Raw genomic sequence first — 19,525 nt, 5'->3', positions numbered from 1 at the left:
AAAGGCGTTGGCGCCTGACGCGGCACCGCTATATATAGTGGCTACAAGGTGAGGTCAAGCGCAGGGTTTTGCGCGCACTCAGCTTATGGCTTGGAAAAAACACTCGGTTCGGGTTGCACCAAAGCAAAGCGTGGCACCTGCTCGCCGTCAACTTCGACCGACTCCAGGAACATGCTCAAGGGACGCACCCAAAAGCCGTAATCGCCATACAGGGCTTGGTAGAAGACCACTTCTTCTTCGGTTTCCGAGTGCCGTGCAACACTGAATACACGGTACTGCGGACCTTTGTAATGTTGGTAGAGCCCAGGTTGTATCGGCATGCTTCGGCCCTCACTCAAATCTTTTCAAAATAAAAATATAAATAAACCCGAAAAAACAAAAACCGGGGCACTTGGCCCCGGCTTCCGTCAGCGAGACGCTTAAACGCGTTCGAAGACGGTGGAGATGCCTTGGCCGAGACCAATGCACATGGTCGCAACCCCGAAGGTGCCGCCATTTTGCTTCATTACATTGAGCAAAGTGCCGGAGATACGCGCACCGGAGCAACCGAACGGGTGACCCAGGGCGATCGCGCCGCCGTGCAGGTTAACCTTCTCGTTCATCTTGTCGAGCACTTTCAGATCTTTCAGCACGGGCAGGGCCTGTGCGGCGAAAGCTTCGTTGAGCTCGAAGAAGTCGATATCGTTGATGCCGAGGCCCGCGCGCTTCAGTGCTTTCTGTGTGGCCGGTACTGGACCATAGCCCATGATCGCCGGATCCACACCTGCCACTGCCATCGAGCGAATCACCGCCATAGGCTGGATACCCAGGTCCTGTGCGCGCTGCGCCGACATCACGATCATGCACGAAGCACCGTCAGTGATCTGCGACGAAGTACCCGCCGTCACGGTTCCGCCCTTTGGATTGAAGGCCGGCTTGAGGGCCGCCAGACTTTCCAGGGTAGTTTCCGGACGAATGGTTTCGTCGTAGTCGAACAGTTTCAGGAAACCGTTCTCGTCGTAGCCCTGCATCGGGATGATTTCGTCTTTGAACTTGCCTTCCACGGTCGCCTTGTGGGCGAGTTGGTGGGAACGCATGCCGAAAGCATCCTGCTGCTCACGAGTGATACCGTGCATTTTGCCCAGCATTTCAGCGGTCAGGCCCATCATGCCCGAAGCTTTCGCCGCGTACAGGGACATGTGCGGGTTCGGATCGACACCGTGCATCATGCTCACGTGACCCATATGCTCGACGCCGCCAACGACGAACACGTCACCATTACCGGTCATGATCGCTTGCGCGGCAGTGTGCAGCGCGCTCATCGACGAGCCGCACAGACGGCTGACGGTCTGGCCAGCCGAGGTGTGCGGGATCTGGGTCATCAGCGACGCCATGCGGGCGATATTCCAGCCCTGTTCCAGGGTCTGGTTCACGCAGCCCCAGATCACGTCTTCGACTTCGTTCGGGTCGACCTTGACGTTGCGTTCCAGCAGTTTGCTGATCAGGTGCGCCGACATGTCTTCGGCGCGGGTGTTGCGGTGCATGCCGCCCTTGGAGCGGCCCATCGGAGTACGACCGAAGTCGACAATCACGACGTCTCTAGGATTCAAGCTCATAAGTTCACTCTCACTCTAGTTGGGGGCGCTTAACCGAAAAAGCTCTGGCCGTTTTTGGCCATTTCGCGCAGCTTCGCGGTCGGGTGGTACAGCGCGCCCAAATCAGCGTACTGGTCAGCCAGGGCAACGAACTCTGCAACACCGATCGAATCGATATAGCGCAGTGCACCGCCACGGAATGGAGGGAAACCAATACCGTAGACCAGACCCATGTCGGCTTCGGCAGCGGTTTCGACGATGCCGTCTTCCAGGCAACGCACGGTTTCCAGGCACAGCGGGATCATCATCCAGTTGATGATGTCTTCGTCAGTGACTTCGCGCTGTTCGAACACGATTGGCTTGAGCACTTCCAGGACCGACGGATCGGCGACCTTCTTCTGCTTGCCCTTCTTATCGGTCTCGTAGGCATAGAAGCCCTTGCCGTTCTTCTGGCCCAGGCGCTTGGCTTCGTAAAGCACGTCAACGGCCGAACGACGGTCGTCTTTCATGCGATCCGGGAAACCGTCCGCCATCACGTCACGACCGTGGTGGCCGGTGTCGATGCCGACCACGTCCATCAGGTAGGCCGGACCCATCGGCCAGCCGAACTTTTCCATGACCTTGTCGATACGGACGAAGTCCACACCGGCGCTGACCAACTTGGCGAAACCGCCGAAGTACGGGAACAGAACGCGGTTGACCAGGAAACCCGGGCAGTCGTTGACCACGATCGGGTTCTTGCCCATTTTCTTGGCGTAGGCAACGGTGGTGGCAACGGCCAGCTCACTGGACTTCTCGCCACGGATCACTTCGACCAGCGGCATCATGTGCACCGGGTTGAAGAAGTGCATGCCGACGAAGTTTTCCGGACGCTTGAGGGCCTTGGCCAACAGGCTGATGGAAATGGTCGAGGTGTTCGAGGCGAGGATGGTGTCCTCTTTGACCTGGTCTTCGACTTCAGCCAGAACGGCTTGCTTGACCCTCGGGTTCTCGACGACCGCTTCAACCACCAGGTCGACGTGGCCGAAGTCACCGTAGGACAGGGTCGGGCGAATGCCGTTGAGCACTTCAGCCATTTTCGCGGCGGTCATGCGGCCTTTCTCGACGCGGCCAACCAGCAGTTTGGCGGCTTCGGCCAGCCCCTGCTCGATACCGTGCTCGTTGATATCCTTCATCAGGATCGGCGTGCCTTTGGAAGCCGACTGATAGGCGATACCGCCACCCATGATGCCGGCGCCGAGTACGGCAGCCTGCTTCACGTCCTTGGCGATTTCGTCATAGGCCTTGGCCTTTTTCTTCAGCTCCTGATCGTTCAGGAACAGGCCGATCAAGCTCTGCGCAGCAGAGGTCTTGGCCAGCTTCACGAAACCGGCGGCTTCGACTTCCAGAGCCTTGTCGCGACCGAAGTTCGCGGCTTTCTGGATGGTCTTGATCGCTTCGACCGGCGCCGGGTAGTTCGGGCCAGCCTGGCCGGCCACGAAACCTTTGGCTGTTTCGAAAGCCATCATTTGCTCGATAGCGTTCAGCTTGAGCTTCTCAAGCTTCGGCTGGCGCTTGGCCTTGTAATCGAACTCACCGGAAATGGCGCGTTTGATCAGTTCCAGCGCAGCTTCCTGCAGTTTTTCAGGAGCCACCACCGCATCGACGGCGCCGACTTTCAGCGCGTCTTCCGGACGGTTTTCCTTGCCGGCGGCGATCCACTCGATGGCGTTGTCGGCACCGATCAGGCGCGGCAGGCGAACGGTACCGCCGAAGCCCGGGTAGATACCCAGCTTGACTTCAGGCAAACCGATCTTGGCCTTGGTGGACATGACGCGGTAGTCCGCTGCCAGGCACATTTCCAGACCGCCACCCAGAGCGATGCCGTTGATCGCGGCGACGGTCGGGACGTTGAGGTCTTCGAAATCGCTGAAAATCTTGTTGGCTTCGAGGTTGCCAGCAACAAGCTCTGCATCCGGCAGCTTGAAGTTGTCGACAAATTCGGTGATGTCGGCGCCGACGATGAAGACGTCCTTGCCACTGCTGACGATCACACCCTTGATCGAAGCATCTGCCTTGATGGTGTCTACGGCCTGACGCAGTTCGTTCAGGGTTAGACGGTTGAACTTGTTGACGGACTCACCCTTGAGGTCGAATTTCAGTTCGACGATGCCACTTTCAAGAGCCTTAACCGTGATGGCTTTACCTTCGTAAATCATCAACTGATCTCCACGATATGGAAGCTGAACAGTACACGTCGGACGCAGGCGAATGGCTCGGCAGGGACGTTAAACGTCGATGCTACGCCTATCCACCCGACACACCCGCCAACGCGATAGTCGGGATTCTGTAGGAGCGATCTGAAATACAAACGCTCAATTCATACGCCCGTTTGATTTGGGTACGTCACCTTCACGGAATTTCCGACAATTGTCAATCGCCCGAAACAGGGGGTTGAAACGCGACTTTCCGGTCATTTCCGTACAGCGAAGACCTTCAACACGCCGAAGCATGTGAAGTCATTCATAGGATCAATCATTAGAAAAGTCGCCCTAATTCGCGGCAGCCCGTGTTTAACGAGCTACGCTGGCGAGACTCAGGAGAAAAATGTGAACGCTTTTGGCGAACGCTCAGCGTAAGATCAGCCCACACCGAATTTACCGGCCTGCCTGGCCAACCCCGCCCGATGATGTTGTCGGGCTTTTTATTGCCTGCATAAAAACCTGTGGGAGCCGGGCTGCCAGCGATGAACCTGACTCCCCGTGGCGCTCTCAGGTTCATCGCGAGCAGGCTCGCTCCTACATGGATTGTGTTTCAGGCCAGGGCTTTGAGGGTGGCATCGATTTGCTGCAAGACCTCGGCTTCGCCCTTCTCACCCCAATACAGGGCGATCATTTGTTTATCGGCTTCGACCTTGTAGACATTGTCTGGCAATTTTTCGAAATGATTGAGCAGTGACCGATCCTCACAGACTTCCTGCCACTGATTCACCCAAACACCCGGTGATTTTTGCCAGTAACTCCAGCACGCCGGTTGATTGCCACGCCGCGGTCTGTGGTACTGCGCACAAGGGTTGGGCGGCTCCTGGCCAAGCCAGTGCGGCCATTCCTGCGGCGCGAGCTGCATCGCCAACCCGATGCGTCGCGCCTCCATGCGCAGGGCCATACGGCCGCTCTGGTGGCGAGACGGTCGCAACCATGCCAGCGGACTGAGTACCACCAGCAGGATTGACACCACTATCCAGACCGTCATATCTGTACTCCCGATTCTTGATGAGCGTATTCAGTCGCTTTGAAACCAATACGCTTGAAACCAGCCATACTTATCAATATTGCAACCCTCAGGAGAGCACCTCATGCCCTACCACCATATTCTGGTCGCTGTAGATCTAACCGAAGAGTGCGACCCTGTAATCCACCGTGCTCGCGAACTGGCAGTGAGCAATAGTGCGAAATTGTCCCTGGTGCACATTGTCGAGCCGATGGCCATGGCCTTTGGCGGTGACGTGCCGATGGACCTGTCACAACTGCAACAACAACAACAGTTCGATCAGGCCAAAGAACGTCTTGACCGGTTGATCGTGAAATATCCGGAGCTGTCCAGGGAGTACAGCCACCTGACTTACGGCCAGCCACGCCAGGAAATTCACCACCTGGCCAAGGAGCAAGGGTGCGACATCATCGTGGTCGGCAGTCACGGGCGACACGGCCTGGCACTGCTGCTGGGCTCAACCGCCAACGATGTACTGCACGGCGCGCCTTGCGATGTGCTGGCGGTGCGCCTGCAAACCAAAAGCTGACAACACCCCCTGCAGGAGCGAGCTCGCTCGCGATGGTCGTCAACGATAACGCGGGAAGCCTGACACCCAGCGGAGCTTCCAGATTCATCGCGAGCAAGCTCGCTCCTGCAGGATATTCAGCACGGCATATGAAAAGCCCGGCATTCATGCGAATGAAGCCGGGCTTTTTCATTGCAGGATCAATCAGGCATCCAGCTCGGCCCAACGCTCGACCATCACGTCGAGCTCAGCCTGCAACTGCGCCAATTGAGCGATCACCGCAGCGGTTTCAGCGGCCGGACGCAGGTAGAAACCAGCATCAGCCATCTGCGCCTCGACGGTAGCGATCTGCTGCTCCATGGCTTCGATCTGCCCCGGCAAAGCTTCCAGCTCACGCTGCAATTTGTAGCTGAGCTTTTTCTTCGCCACCGGCGCTTCGACAGCCACCGCGACGGGCGCAGGTTCGGCCTTGACGACGGCGGAGTTCAGGTCGGCCTTGCCGGACTTGCTCTCGGTCACGCCCAACAGGCGCGGCGAGCCGCCCTGACGCAGCCAGTCCTGATAACCACCGACGTATTCGCGAACCTTGCCTTCACCTTCGAAGACCAGGGTGCTGGTCACCACGTTGTCGAGGAATGCCCGGTCGTGGCTGACCATCAGCACGGTGCCGTTGAAGGTCAGCAAGACCTCTTCCAGCAGTTCGAGGGTTTCGACGTCGAGGTCGTTGGTCGGTTCGTCGAGGACCAGCAGGTTCGCCGGCTTGCTGAACAGTTTGGCCAGCAACAGACGGGCACGCTCACCACCGGACAGCGCCTTGACCGGCGTACGGGCACGCTGCGGGCTGAACAGGAAATCGCCGAGGTAGCTCAGGACATGGCGGCTCTGGCCGTCGATGTCGATGAAGTCGCGACCTTCAGCGACGTTATCGATCACGGTTTTTTCCAGATCCAGTTGATGGCGCAACTGGTCGAAGTAGGCGACATCGATCTTCGTGCCTTCTTCCACCTTGCCGCTGGTGGGCTGCAAGCCGCTGAGCATCAGTTTCAGCAGCGTGGTCTTGCCGGTACCGTTGGCACCCAGCAGACCGATGCGGTCGCCGCGCTGCAGCACCATCGAGAAATCCTTGATCAGGAACGGGCCGCCCGGGTGAGCGAAGCTCACATTTTCGAGGACCATCACCTGCTTGCCGGACTTGTCGGCCGTTTCCAACTGGATATTGGCCTTGCCGGTACGCTCACGACGTTCGCTGCGCTCGACACGCAACGCCTTCAGGGCGCGCACGCGACCTTCGTTACGGGTACGACGAGCCTTGATGCCCTGGCGAATCCACACTTCTTCCTGAGCCAGACGCTTGTCGAACAGCGCGTTGGCGGTCGCCTCGGCGGCCAGTTCGGCCTCTTTGTGCACGAGGAAACTGGCGTAGTCGCCGTTCCAGTCGATCAAGCCACCGCGATCCAGTTCGAGGATGCGGGTCGCGAGGTTTTGCAGGAAGGAACGGTCGTGCGTAATGAAGAGCACGGCGCCCTGGAAGTCCTTGAGCGCTTCTTCGAGCCAGGCGATCGCGCCGATGTCCAGGTGGTTGGTCGGTTCGTCGAGCAGCAGCAGGTCGGGTTCGGAAACCAGTGCCTGGGCCAGCAGCACGCGACGACGCCAGCCGCCGGACAACTCGGCGAGGGTCTTGTCGGCGGGCAATTGCAGACGGCTGAGGGTGCTGTCGACCAGGGTCTGCAGACGCCAGCCATCGCGGGCCTCGAGATCGTGCTGGACGTGCATCAGCTTGTCCAGGTCGGCGTCAGTGACGATGTTCTGGCTCAGGTGGTGATATTCGGCCAGCAATGCGCCCACGCCGTCCAGGCCTTCGGCCACCACGTCGAACACGGTCCGCTCGTCGGCTACCGGCAATTCTTGCGGCAATTCGCCGATCTTGAGTCCGGGTGCGCGCCAAACGGAGCCGTCATCGGGCTTCTGGTCGCCCTTGACGAGCTTCATCATGCTGGACTTGCCAGTGCCGTTGCGGCCGATGATGCACACCCGCTCTCCACGGGCGATCTGCCAGGACACCTTGTCCAACAACGGCATAGCGCCGAAAGCAAGGGACACATCGCTGAATTTGAGCAGGGTCATGAGCTTCTCCAAAAACCGGGCGCGCATTCTACCTGACTTGAGGCCTCAGAAGGCCGGCAATTTCACTGTCGAAGCACTCTGCACAACAAATGTTGCGAACTTATACAGACAGGTGGGCAAAGCTTTCATCCCCTGCTGGCAAAAGGCTAAGCTACAGTTAATTAAGTGTTGGCATTGTCAGCACTTGTTCATGATTTCTCTGCCCGGACGTCCCATGCGCAGTCGCATTTTCAAGCTTTTTTCATGTCTTTTACTGTCTGCCGCTGCCGTTAATTCCGCCCAGGCGGTGGACCTGTCTACCCAGCGCCAATATTACGACGAAGCCAAACGTGCCCTGGCCAAGGGCGATAGCGGTCCTTATTTCCGCTACAGCCAGGCCCTCAGCGATTACCCGCTGGAACCCTACCTGGCATATGACGAACTGACCGCGCGCCTGAAAACCGCGAGCAATGACGAAATTGAAAAATTCCTCGCCGAACATGGCGACCTGCCACAAGCCAACTGGATGAAATTGCGCTGGCTGCGCTGGATGGCCGATCGCGGCGATTGGCAGACGTTCGTCAAATATTACGACCCCAAGATGAACTTCACCGAACTGGACTGCCTGAATGCGCAGTATCAGATCAGCCATAACCTCAAGTCCGAAGGTTACGCCAACACCAACAAACTCTGGCTGACAGGCAAATCCCTGCCGGCCGCCTGTGATGCACTGTTCGGCATGTGGGCCGCCGAAGGTCAGTTGACCGAGCAAAAACGCTGGGAGCGCGCCAAGCTTGCCGCCCAGTCGCGCAACTACCCGCTGGCCAGCAGCCTGGCCAACGGCCTGACCACCCTCGCCCCTCGCGGTCGCCTGTTGATCGATGTGGCGCAAAAGCCCGAGCTGCTCAATCAGCCGTCGCGTTTCACGCCAGCCGACGAACCGATGTCGGACATCGTCAGCCTTGGCCTGCGCCGCCTCGCCCGCCAGGATCCGGACAAGGCCATGGATCTGCTCGATGGCTATGCCAGCAGCATGCACTTTTCCCGTGACGAAAAAGTGGCCATTGCCCGTGAAATCGGCCTGACGCTCGCGCGCCGCTTCGACAGTCGCGCGCTGGACGTCATGACCAAGTACGACCCGGAACTGCGGGACAACACCGTTTCCGAATGGCGCTTGCGCCTGCTGCTGCGCCTGGCCCGCTGGGACGACGCCTATCAACTGACCCGTCGCCTGCCGCAAGACCTGGCCACCACCAACCGCTGGCGCTACTGGCAGGCCCGCAGCCTGGAACTGGCGCAACCGCAGAACCCTGAAGCGCAGACGCTCTATAAAACCCTCGCCCGCGAACGCGACTTTTATGGTTTCCTCGCCGCCGATCGTTCGCAGTCGCCCTATTCACTGGTCAACAAACCGCTGGTGCTGAGCCAGGCGACGATCAACAAAGTGCGCAACACCCCCGGTATTCGCCGAGCCCTGGAGTTTCATGCCCGCGGGCAGATTGTCGACGGTCGTCGCGAGTGGTACCACGTCAGCCGCCACTTCAGTCGCGAGGAAATGGTTGCCCAGGCCAAACTGGCCTACGACCTGAAATGGTATTTCCCGGCGATCCGTACAATCAGTCAGGCTCAGTATTGGGACGACCTGGACATCCGCTTCCCGATGGCGCACCGCGAATCCCTGGTGCGTGAAGCCAGAAACCGTGGCCTGCATTCGAGCTGGGTATTCGCCATCACTCGCCAGGAAAGCGCCTTCATGGACGACGCCCGCTCCGGCGTCGGTGCGTCGGGCCTGATGCAACTGATGCCCGGTACCGCCAAGGAAACCGCGCGCAAGTTCAGCATTCCCTTTGCCTCGCCCCAGCAGTTGCTGGAGCCGGACAAGAACATCCAGCTCGGTGCCGCGTACCTGAGCCAGGTCCACAGTCAATTCAACGGTAACCGCGTCCTCGCCTCCGCCGCCTACAACGCCGGCCCCGGCCGTGTACGCCAGTGGCTGCGCGGCGCCGACCACCTGAGTTTCGACGTGTGGGTGGAAAGCATCCCCTTCGACGAAACCCGTCAGTATGTGCAGAACGTGCTGTCTTATTCGGTGATCTACGGCCAGAAGCTCAACTCACCGCAACCGTTGGTGGATTGGCATGAGCGGTACTTCGACGATCAATGATCGTGTGGGCGTCGACGTACAGAGGAATGGCGAAACGCGGTGCACCTGACGCACCGCTTTCGCTGGCAAGCCATACCCTAGAGTTCGGCCGGTGCCTTGCCATCACTGAACTGCAACGCCGCCAGCCGCGCATACAACGCATTACTGGCAATCAACTCCTGATGCGTGCCCACCGCGACCAGCTTCCCCTGATCCATCACAGCGATCCGGTCGGCGTTTTTCACCGTGGCCAGGCGATGGGCGATGACCAGGGTGGTGCGATTCTTCATCAGCGTTGGCAGGGCTTGCTGGATCAGGTGTTCGCTTTGGGCATCGAGGGCGCTGGTGGCTTCGTCGAGCAGCAGGATTGGCGCGTCGACCAGCAGCGCGCGGGCAATCGCCAGGCGCTGGCGCTGGCCGCCGGACAATCCAAGGCCACCGTCCCCCAGATGGGTCTGGTAACCCTGGGGCATGGCTTCGATAAAGTCGTGGGCATAGGCGACTTTCGCCGCCTCCTGAACCTCGCTCAGCGTTGCCGTCGGCTTCCCATAGCGGATGTTCTCTTCGATGCTGCCGAAAAACAGCGCCGGCGTTTGCGAGACGAGGGCAAAGCAACGACGCAGGTCCAGCGGATCGAGCCGGGTCAGCGGCACGCCATCGAGCAGGATGGAACCTTCGGCGGGGTCGTAAAAGCGCAGCAGCAGGTCATACACCGTTGATTTTCCAGCCCCGGATGGCCCGACCAGTGCCAGGGTTTCACCCGCGGTGATGGTCAGGTTCAGACCGTCGACGGCATAGCTTTCGGGACGCGACGGGTAGGAAAACCGCACATCTCGCAGCACCAGATCCCCCTTCACCCGCTCCGGCAAGGTCACCTGATCGGTACCGGGTGGCTGGATGATGTTTTCCGAACGCAGCAACTCGGCAATCCGCTCGGCTGCGCCCGCCGCGCGCTGCAACTCGCCAATCACTTCGCTCAGGGTGCCGAACGCACTGCCGACGATCAGGCTATAGAAGACAAACGCCGCCAGCTCGCCGGCAGAAATTCGCCCGGCAATGACGTCCATGCCACCGACCCACAACATGACGCCGACTGCGCCCAGCACCAACACGATCACCAATGTGATCAACCAGGCCCGCTGAAAAATACGCTTGCGTGCCGTGTCGAACGCTTCTTCGACGGTCAAGGCAAAACGTCGCTCGTCCTGAGACTGGTGGTTGTAGGCCTGCACGGTTTTGATCTGACCCAGGGTTTCCGAGACATAACTGCCGATATCGGCAATCCGGTCCTGACTCAAACGCGACAGGTTGCGTACCCGGCGACCGAAAATCAGGATCGGCGCGATCACCAGAGGCAAAGCGACGACGACGATACTGGTGAGTTTGGGGTTGGTCACAAACAGCAGGACGATACCGCCGATCACCATCAGCAGGTTGCGTAGAAAAAGTGACAAAGAAGAGCCGATGACCGATTGCAGCAACGTCGTATCGGCGGTCAACCGCGACTGGATTTCAGAGCTGCGGTTGTTTTCGTAGAACCCAGGATGCAGGTAAATCAAGTGGTTGAATACCTGACGGCGGATGTCGGCGACACAACGTTCGCCAATCCACGACACCAGATAGAAACGCGCAAAGGTCCCGACCGCCAGGCCGAACACCAGCAACATGAACAGGCCGATGGACTGATTGAGCAAGTGCGGTGACTGGGTCATGAAGCCCTGATCCACCAGCAGGCGAATACCCTGCCCCATGGACAACGTGATACCTGCCGTGACGATCAACGCGAGCAAGGCACCGAACGCGTGCCAGCGATAAGGCGCAATGAAACGACTGGCCAGGCGAATCGCACGGCGGTGACGAACAGAAAGCATTGGCATCATCCAGAACGGTTAATAAGGTCAGCCTAGTCCGGCCAAATGGGATGGAACCTGGTAAATCACAATGAGTCAGGTTAATTATGACCGCCGCTACTAGGCGCTAGACGCTATCGGTCTAAGGTTCGGGTGGCAACCGCGCGCCATTTCTGGTGGACTGGGCTTGCCGCCGCGTAGAGATCGCAGGGAGCTGTCACAGCCTGGTCACCTGGCGGTTCTACAGTAAGCACACACCTGAAGAGGAGACAGGCCATGTCCTTGCAAAACAGCAGAGATGACAAGATTCAAGTAATCCGCACACAGCCAAACCAGTCTCTGGGTTGCTCGATTATCGATGCCGATGGCCGCGAAGTACCGATCACTGAAGACATGATCCAGGCCGCGTGCCGTGAACTGGAAAAGCGATTGGTCAAGCCTGCCGAACAAAAGTGATATAGCCACCGTCTTCTTTGACCCGGCCCCTGTTGGCCGGGTTTTTTATGCGTTTTTTTTGAGGGCGCTGCCAATGTTGCCGCATGACCTGTGGGAGCGTGGCTTGCCCACGATGGGGCCAACACGGTTTTCAGATCGCCGACGCGCCCAACGCCGCTACGATCTGCCGCAACGCCAGCGAATCCCCTTCAATGCGCACTTTCAACCCATCAATCTCACGCCGCGATGGATAATTTTTGCGCAAAGCATCGAACGCCGCACGTTGCTCGCTCACGCTGCCTACAAGGCTGCGGCGGAAATCCGCGTCGTCACGGCGCGGGTCGTACACGCCGCGGCACAACATCGCCAGTGCCCAGGCCGGATCGCTTTCAGCGCTCAGGGTCGCTTGTGACAACCACGGCGCCGGCAGCAAATCGCTCAGGCTGACCTCGGCCGATTGTCCGAGAAAATCGCAATACGCCTGGTAGATCTGCGCCGTTCCGCGCTGTTTGCCATCCAGGCTGTAGCCGGCAATGTGCGGCGTGGCCAGCACACAGAGTTCGGCCAGTGCCACATCGACCTCCGGCTCACCCTCCCAGACATCGAGCACCGCTTGCAGGTCTTCACGTTGCAACAGCACCTGGCGCAGGGCGCTGTTATCCACCACGGGACCACGACTGGCATTGATCAGCCAGGTGCCGGACTTGAGTCGGATCAGGTGCTTTTGATCGAACAAATGCCAGGTCGAATGCGCGCCCTGCTTGGTCAACGGCGTGTGCAGGCTGATGACATCGCACCGTTCGATGATCTGCTCCAGGCTGACGTAATCGCCTCCTTCGGCGGCCTGGCGCGGCGGATCGCAGACCAGTACCTTCCAGCCCAGCCCTTGCAGGACCTTGACCAGGCGTGCGCCCACTTCACCGGCGCCGACCACCCCGTAAGTACGCTGAGTCAGGTCGACGCCTTCGATTTCGGCCAGGGTCAACAGACTGCCGAGCACATAGTCGACCACGCCACGGGCATTGCAACCCGGCGCGCTGGACCAGGTGATCCCGGCTTTTTGAAAGTAATCCAGATCCAGATGATCGGTGCCAATGGTGCAAGTGCCGACAAAACGCACCTTGCTGCCTTCGAGCAACGCGCGGTTGACGTTGGTCACCGAGCGCACCAGCAGCACATCGGCCTGTTCGACGGTGGCACGGTCGATGGAACGTCCTGGCACCCGGCGGATTTCACCGAAACTTGCAAAGAAAGCATCGAGCAGGGGGATATTTTCGTCGGCAACAATCAGCATGGCAGGCTCCTTAGGCGGATCGGCAGTGTAGGCGTAGATGCGGGTGGTGAGCCAGCGTGCATTGTGCATCCTGGAGATGAAGGACTGCATATTTCCTGTGGCGAGGGAGCGTGTGGATTCATTCAAGCGGTCGATTACAAATCGGTAACACAGGTCTTTTCCTGACCGTTACGTCAACGCGTAGAATGCGCGCCTGCGCATCAATACCTTCTGGACGTTTTACCCTTGAATTCTGTGACCGACCGTCCCACCGCTACCCCCCTCAATCGCCCGGCCCGGGTTCGCCTCGAGCTGAAAAACCTGCTCGCCCTGGCGCTGCCGATCATGATCGCGCAACTGGCGACCACGGCCATGGGGTTCGTCGATGCCGTGATGGCCGGGCGGGTCGGGCCGCGTGACCTGGCCGCCGTGGCACTCGGTAACTCGATCTGGGTGCCGGTGTTCCTGCTGATGACCGGCACCTTGCTGGCCACCACACCGAAAGTCGCCCAGCGTTTCGGCGCCGGCACCCACAGCGAAATCGGTCCGATCGTGCGTCAGGCGCTGTGGCTGGCGTTGGCGGTGGGGTTGATGGCGACCGGCATTCTGTTCAGTGCCGAACCGGTTTTGCGCGTCATGAAGGTCGACCCCGAACTGATCGGCCCGTGCATGCAGTATCTGCATGGCATCGCCAGCGGCTTGCCTGCCGTTGCCATTTACCATGTGCTGCGCTGTTTCAGCGATGGCCTGGGCCGTACCCGCCCGGCGATGGTGCTGGGTCTGTGCGGGCTGGCGCTGAATATTCCTCTGAACTACATCTTCATTTATGGCCACTTCGGTGTCCCGGCCATGGGTGGCGTCGGCTGCGGCTGGGCCACGGCGATCGTGATGTGGGTCATGGCGCTGGGCATGGCCGGTTGGGAGCGCTGGGCGCCGGCGTACCAGTCGAGTGAACTGTTCAGCCGTTTCGACTGGCCGCAATGGTCAGTGATCAAGCGCTTGCTGGGTATCGGCCTGCCTATCGGCATCGCGGTGTTCGCCGAGTCGAGCATCTTTGCCGTGATCGCCCTGCTGATCGGCAGCCTCGGCGCCACCGTGGTCGCCGGGCATCAGATCGCCCTGAACTTCAGCTCGCTGGTGTTCATGATCCCCTACTCCCTCGGCATGGCTGTGACGGTACGCGTCGGCCAGGCGCTGGGGCGTCAGGAGCCGCGCGAAGCACGCTTCGCCGCCGGGGTCGGCATGGGCACGGCCCTGGCCTACGCCTGCTTGTCGGCGAGCATGATGCTGTTACTGCGCGAACACATCGCTACGATCTACACCGCTGACCCGACGGTCATCAAAGTGGCGGCGATGCTGATTGTCTACTCGGCACTGTTCCAGTTTTCCGATGCGGTCCAGGTCACGGCGGCCGGTGCGCTGCGCGGTTATCAGGACACCCGGGTAACGATGATCCTGACGCTGTTCGCGTATTGGGGCATTGGCTTGCCGGTGGGTTACGCCCTTGGCCTGACCGATTGGTTCGGCGCACCGAGTGGCCCGAGCGGGCTGTGGCAGGGCTTGATCGTGGGCTTGAGCTGTGCGGCGCTGATGCTGTCGATCCGCCTGACACGCAGTGCGCGCAAGCGGATCCGCATGAGTCATTCGCTGGGTTGACCCAATGGTGTAGGAGCGAGCTGGGGCGTTCCGACGATGGACCTGAGGGCACCGCACTTATCCAGCAAATGCGCGTTAACGTTAACGTCCATCGCGAGCGGGGCTCGCGCCTGCAAAGGGCAGCGTCGGTTATTCGGACTTCTTGCGGATCCAGTAGAGGTAGGTGCCTGCCTCTTCCTGCTGACCGACCAGTTCGTGATCGAGAAACACGCAGAATTTGGGGATGTCGCGCCGGGTCGACGGATCGGTGGCGATCACCTTCAACAGACCGCCAGGCGCCAGGTCACGGATGTGCTGGTGCAGCATCATGACCGGCTCCGGACAATTGAGACCGGTGGCATCCAGGGTGCCGTCAACCGGTGTATCGATCATTTCACTCATGAGCTACTCCTGAAACTTGCCGGCATTCTCGCGCATTGCCGGGCTTAACGTCATCTGTGTCGTACACCGGACCTGTGGGAGCGAGCCTGCTCGCGATGAGGGCATCAGATCCAACATTGATGCTGGCACCGCTATCGCGAGCAGGCTCGCTCCCACATTTGGTCCGTGTGATTCAGCGGGACTTGGGTTTCTTCACATCGAGTCGACGCAAATGGCAGGTCACTTCCTCACGGTCGTGATACAGCTGTTTGCAGCCAATCTCGACCTTGATGCCCCGTGCCTTGAAGCCGTCGGCAATCCGCTCCAGCAGGCGCTTCACTTCGGCGTAACGCTGTTTCATCGGCAACTTGAGGTTGACCACGGCTTCGCGGCAATGCCCCTCGCCAATCCATTCTTCAAGCATCGCGGCGTTACGCGCCGGCTTCTCGACGATGTCGCACACCATCCAGTCCACCGGTTGCTTGGGCTTGAAGGTGAAGCCGTCGGCCATCAGATGTTGCACCAACCCGGTATCCATCAGGCTTTCGGCCATCGGGCCGTTGTCGATGGCGGTCACCAGCATGCCCCGATTGACCAGTTGCCAGGTCCAGCCACCGGGCGCAGCGCCCAGATCGACGCCGGTCATGTCGCCATGCAGGCGCTCATCCCACTGGTCGCGCGGGATGAAATGGTGCCACGCCTCTTCCAGCTTCAGCGTCGAACGGCTTGGCGCCTCGCGGGGGAATTTCAAACGAGGAATGCCCATCGGCCACATCGCCGAGTTGTTCGCCTCTGCCAGGCCCATGAACACTTCGCGGCCGCTCTTGAAGGTCAGCAACAGACGTGGCTTGTGGGCGTCTTCCACCAGTTTTCCGGCAGCCATCAGCGCCTTGCGCAGGTGGACTTCGAATTTCTTGCAGAAATTCGACAGTTCCTTGCCGTCGTTGGTGTCGACCATCTCCAGCCACAGGCTGCCGCACAGCGGAAAGTCGGCCATATGGGCGAGGATCACGCTGATGCGATCGGTTTCCGGCAAATCGATGAAGATCCCCCGGGCCCACTGGCGCGGGAAGATCAATTGATCGAAACGCTGACCGCGCATCAGCCGTTCGGCGCCGTCTTCTTCGGTGCAGACAAACTCGGCGCAGGCGCTGGCGGTCTTGGCCTTGGCATAACCGGCCACGTTCAGCCGCGCGGCGAGGTCGGAAATCTCGGAACAGACTTCGCCTTCGAAGCCCGGCCGGCAGTGCATAAAGAGGGTGTTCATTCTTACTCCTGGGCAGATGGCGAGACATTCAACCACTGCGCGATGCCCAGACTTGCGTTGAAGCAAAGCCTGTCACGAAAACCGGCGCATGATAACTGACTTCGGAACCTCGGACTTATCGATAGAGTCCAGTAATTAGCCAGCTACTCAAAACAGGGCTAGGTTTAATGCTCTGCCCGTCCCCTCCGTCCGTAGCCGTGCGGACTCAAAGGAGTGATTGCAATGCCCTCCCTCAACAGTTTGAACACCCTTAAAACCCTGCAAGTCGACGACAAGACCTATCACTACTTCAGCCTGCCGGATGCCGCCAAGAGCCTGGGCGATCTGGACAAGCTGCCGATGTCGTTGAAAGTGTTGCTGGAAAACCTGCTGCGCTGGGAAGACGAAAAAACCGTCACCGGTGCCGACCTCAAGGCGATTGCCGCCTGGCTCAAGGAGCGCCGCTCCGACCGCGAAATCCAGTACCGCCCGGCGCGGGTACTGATGCAAGACTTCACCGGCGTACCCGCCGTGGTCGATCTGGCGGCCATGCGCGCGGCGATGGCCAAGGCTGGCGGTGACCCGCAACGAATCAATCCACTATCGCCGGTAGACCTGGTGATCGACCACTCGGTGATGGTCGACAAATTCGCCAGCAGCAGCGCCTTCGAACAGAACGTCGACATCGAAATGCAGCGCAATGGAGAACGTTATGCCTTCCTGCGCTGGGGCCAGAGCGCCTTCGACAATTTCAGCGTGGTGCCGCCGGGCACCGGGATCTGCCATCAGGTGAACCTGGAGTACCTCGGTCGCACGGTCTGGACCAAGGACGAGGACGGACGCACCTATGCCTTCCCGGACACACTGGTGGGCACCGACTCCCACACCACCATGATCAACGGTCTGGGCGTGCTCGGCTGGGGTGTTGGCGGGATCGAGGCGGAAGCGGCGATGCTCGGCCAGCCAGTGTCGATGCTGATCCCGGAAGTGATCGGCTTCAAGCTCAGCGGCAAACTCAAGGAAGGCATCACGGCCACCGACCTGGTGCTGACGGTCACCCAGATGCTGCGCAAGAAAGGCGTGGTCGGCAAGTTCGTCGAATTCTATGGTGACGGGCTGGATGACTTGCCATTGGCCGACCGCGCGACCATCGCCAACATGGCCCCGGAATACGGCGCCACCTGCGGTTTCTTCCCGGTGGACGACGTGACGCTGGAGTATCTGCGCCTGTCCGGCCGCCCTCTCTCGACCGTCAAACTGGTCGAGGCCTATAGCAAGGCGCAGGGCCTGTGGCGCCTGCCGGGCAAAGAGCCCGTATTCACCGACAGCCTCGCGCTGGACATGGGCAGCGTCGAAGCCAGCCTCGCCGGGCCGAAACGCCCGCAAGACCGCGTGTCGCTGCCGAACGTCGCGCAAGCGTTCAGCGATTTCCTCGGCGTCCAGCTCAAACCCACCAGCAAGGAAGAAGGCCGCCTCGAAAGCGAGGGCGGTGGCGGTGTGGCCGTGGGCAATGCGGACATGGCCGGCGAAGCGGACTATGAATACGAAGGCCAGACCCATCGGCTGAAAAACGGCGCGGTGGTGATTGCCGCGATCACCTCCTGCACCAACACCTCGAACCCGAGCGTGATGATGGCCGCCGGTCTGGTGGCGAAAAAAGCCGTGGAAAAAGGCCTGCAACGCAAACCCTGGGTGAAAAGCTCGCTGGCGCCTGGCTCGAAAGTGGTCACCGACTACTACAAGGCAGCCGGGCTCACGCAGTACCTGGATCAACTGGGTTTCGCCCTGGTCGGCTACGGCTGCACCACCTGCATCGGCAACTCCGGGCCTCTGTCGGAACCGATCGAAAAAGCCATCCAGCAGGCCGACCTTACCGTGGCCTCGGTGCTCTCGGGCAACCGCAACTTCGAGGGCCGGGTTCATCCGCTGGTGAAAACCAACTGGCTGGCCTCCCCGCCGCTGGTGGTCGCCTATGCGTTGGCGGGCACAGTGCGCATCGACCTCAGTACCGAACCGCTGGGTAAGGACCAGAACGGCAACCTGGTTTACCTGCGCGACATCTGGCCGAGCAGCAAGGAAATCGCCGAAGCCGTGGAGCAAGTCAACACTGCGATGTTCCACAAGGAGTACGCCGAAGTGTTTGCCGGCGACGCGCAGTGGCAAGCCATCGAAGTGCCGCAGGCCGCCACTTACGTCTGGCAGGCGGATTCGACCTACATCCAGCATCCACCGTTCTTCGATGACATCGGCGGGCCGCCCCCCGTGGTCAAGGACATTGCCGGCGCCCGCGTCCTCGCGCTGCTGGGCGACTCGGTGACCACCGACCACATCTCACCGGCCGGCAACATCAAGGCCGACAGCCCGGCGGGCCGCTATCTGCGCGAGAAAGGCGTGGAACCGCGGGACTTCAACTCCTACGGTTCGCGGCGCGGCAACCATGAAGTGATGATGCGCGGCACCTTCGCCAACATCCGCATTCGCAACGAAATGCTCGGTGGCGAAGAAGGTGGCAACACCCTCTACATACCGACCGGCGAGAAACTGGCGATCTACGACGCGGCCATGCGCTATCAAGCCTCGGGTACGCCGCTGGTGGTGATCGCCGGGCAAGAATACGGCACCGGGTCGAGCCGGGACTGGGCGGCCAAGGGTACCAATCTGCTGGGGGTCAAAGCGGTCATCGCCGTAAGCTTCGAGCGCATCCACCGCTCCAATCTGGTGGGAATGGGCGTGTTGCCGCTGCAGTTCAAACTCGACCAGAATCGCAAAAGCCTGAACCTGACCGGCAAGGAAACCCTGGACATCCAGGGCCTGACCGGCGTCGAGCTGACGCCACGGATGAACCTGAACCTGGTCATCACCCGCGAAGACGGCAAGAGCGAGAAAATCGAGGTGCTGTGCCGAATCGATACGCTGAACGAAGTGGAATACTTCAAGTCGGGAGGGATCTTGCATTACGTGCTGCGGCAGTTGATTGCCTCATGACGGCGTACTGACAAAGACACCGCCTTCGGGCGGTGTTTTTTTGGGATCACAAAAATCCATGTGCGGGCCTGCTCGCGATGACGGTGTACCATTCATGGACGATGATGAATGACCCTCCGCTATCGCGAGCAAGCTCGCTCTTG

14 protein-coding genes are annotated in these 19,525 nt (G+C 60.0%); 5 read left to right on the top strand and 9 right to left on the bottom strand.

All coding sequences use genetic code 11. The features are described from left to right. Positions 1-83: 83 nt before the first annotated feature. The 4 genes from JQF37_RS13790 to JQF37_RS13775 all read right to left on the bottom strand — a co-directional run bounded on the left by JQF37_RS13790 (position 84) and on the right by JQF37_RS13775 (position 4,805). Positions 84-320, bottom strand: a complete 237-nt coding sequence (locus JQF37_RS13790) for a DUF1653 domain-containing protein (RefSeq protein ID WP_130205902.1) — start codon at positions 318-320, stop codon at positions 84-86. 99 nt (positions 321-419) lie between these two features. Beyond that, positions 420-1,595: an acetyl-CoA C-acyltransferase FadA gene (gene fadA, locus JQF37_RS13785; RefSeq protein WP_047531371.1), complete on the bottom strand. Its 1,176-nt coding sequence runs from the start codon at positions 1,593-1,595 to the stop codon at positions 420-422. A gap of 29 nt (positions 1,596-1,624) precedes the next feature. After that, entirely contained in the window at positions 1,625-3,772 is a 2,148-nt protein-coding gene (gene fadB, locus JQF37_RS13780) for a fatty acid oxidation complex subunit alpha FadB (RefSeq protein WP_130205900.1), read from the bottom strand. 595 nt (positions 3,773-4,367) lie between these two features. Next, complete coding sequence (locus JQF37_RS13775) at positions 4,368-4,805, bottom strand: hypothetical protein (RefSeq protein ID WP_130205898.1); 438 nt, start codon at positions 4,803-4,805, stop codon at positions 4,368-4,370. A 103-nt stretch (positions 4,806-4,908) separates the two neighbouring features. Between JQF37_RS13775 and JQF37_RS13770 the strand changes: the two genes are divergently transcribed. Continuing rightward, positions 4,909-5,352 (top strand): universal stress protein, encoded by a 444-nt coding sequence (locus tag JQF37_RS13770; protein WP_204149682.1) that lies wholly within the window; start codon positions 4,909-4,911, stop codon positions 5,350-5,352. Between the two features lie 183 nt (positions 5,353-5,535). Here the strand turns inward: JQF37_RS13770 and JQF37_RS13765 are convergent, their stop codons facing one another. Continuing rightward, positions 5,536-7,455: an ATP-binding cassette domain-containing protein gene (locus tag JQF37_RS13765; protein ID WP_047531378.1), complete on the bottom strand. Its 1,920-nt coding sequence runs from the start codon at positions 7,453-7,455 to the stop codon at positions 5,536-5,538. 214 nt (positions 7,456-7,669) lie between these two features. On the opposite strand from JQF37_RS13765, the gene JQF37_RS13760 reads away from it, so the two are divergent. After that, positions 7,670-9,598 carry a transglycosylase SLT domain-containing protein gene (locus tag JQF37_RS13760; protein ID WP_103402664.1) on the top strand — a complete coding sequence of 643 codons (1,929 nt, stop codon included), beginning with the start codon at positions 7,670-7,672 and terminating at the stop codon, positions 9,596-9,598. A gap of 77 nt (positions 9,599-9,675) precedes the next feature. On the opposite strand, the gene JQF37_RS13755 is transcribed toward JQF37_RS13760, so the two are convergent. Then, positions 9,676-11,457, bottom strand: a complete 1,782-nt coding sequence (locus JQF37_RS13755) for an ABC transporter transmembrane domain-containing protein (RefSeq protein ID WP_189340349.1) — start codon at positions 11,455-11,457, stop codon at positions 9,676-9,678. Between the two features lie 246 nt (positions 11,458-11,703). Here JQF37_RS13755 and JQF37_RS13750 point away from each other — a divergent pair, with 246 nt between their 5' ends. Next, positions 11,704-11,883 (top strand): PA1571 family protein, encoded by a 180-nt coding sequence (locus tag JQF37_RS13750; protein WP_130205892.1) that lies wholly within the window; start codon positions 11,704-11,706, stop codon positions 11,881-11,883. A 130-nt stretch (positions 11,884-12,013) separates the two neighbouring features. On the opposite strand, the gene pdxB is transcribed toward JQF37_RS13750, so the two are convergent. Then, positions 12,014-13,156, bottom strand: coding sequence for a 4-phosphoerythronate dehydrogenase PdxB (gene pdxB, locus JQF37_RS13745; RefSeq protein WP_130205890.1), 1,143 nt, complete (start codon positions 13,154-13,156; stop codon positions 12,014-12,016). A gap of 225 nt (positions 13,157-13,381) precedes the next feature. Here pdxB and JQF37_RS13740 point away from each other — a divergent pair, with 225 nt between their 5' ends. After that, positions 13,382-14,791 carry an MATE family efflux transporter gene (locus tag JQF37_RS13740; protein WP_130205888.1) on the top strand — a complete coding sequence of 470 codons (1,410 nt, stop codon included), beginning with the start codon at positions 13,382-13,384 and terminating at the stop codon, positions 14,789-14,791. A 129-nt stretch (positions 14,792-14,920) separates the two neighbouring features. On the opposite strand, the gene tusA is transcribed toward JQF37_RS13740, so the two are convergent. Then, positions 14,921-15,172, bottom strand: coding sequence for a sulfurtransferase TusA (tusA, locus tag JQF37_RS13735; RefSeq protein ID WP_047531388.1), 252 nt, complete (start codon positions 15,170-15,172; stop codon positions 14,921-14,923). Between the two features lie 172 nt (positions 15,173-15,344). Beyond that, complete coding sequence (gene rlmM / locus JQF37_RS13730) at positions 15,345-16,418, bottom strand: 23S rRNA (cytidine(2498)-2'-O)-methyltransferase RlmM (protein ID WP_047531390.1); 1,074 nt, start codon at positions 16,416-16,418, stop codon at positions 15,345-15,347. 222 nt (positions 16,419-16,640) lie between these two features. On the opposite strand from rlmM, the gene acnA reads away from it, so the two are divergent. Next, positions 16,641-19,382, top strand: a complete 2,742-nt coding sequence (acnA, locus tag JQF37_RS13725) for an aconitate hydratase AcnA (protein ID WP_130205886.1) — start codon at positions 16,641-16,643, stop codon at positions 19,380-19,382. Positions 19,383-19,525: the final 143 nt, after the last annotated feature.

The sequence above is a fragment of the Pseudomonas sp. MIL9 genome (assembly GCF_016887925.1).
GTDB lineage: Bacteria > Pseudomonadota > Gammaproteobacteria > Pseudomonadales > Pseudomonadaceae > Aquipseudomonas > Aquipseudomonas mohnii.
Note: the sequence above shows the minus strand (reverse complement) of the source record. Positions and strands in the feature narration are given on the sequence as shown.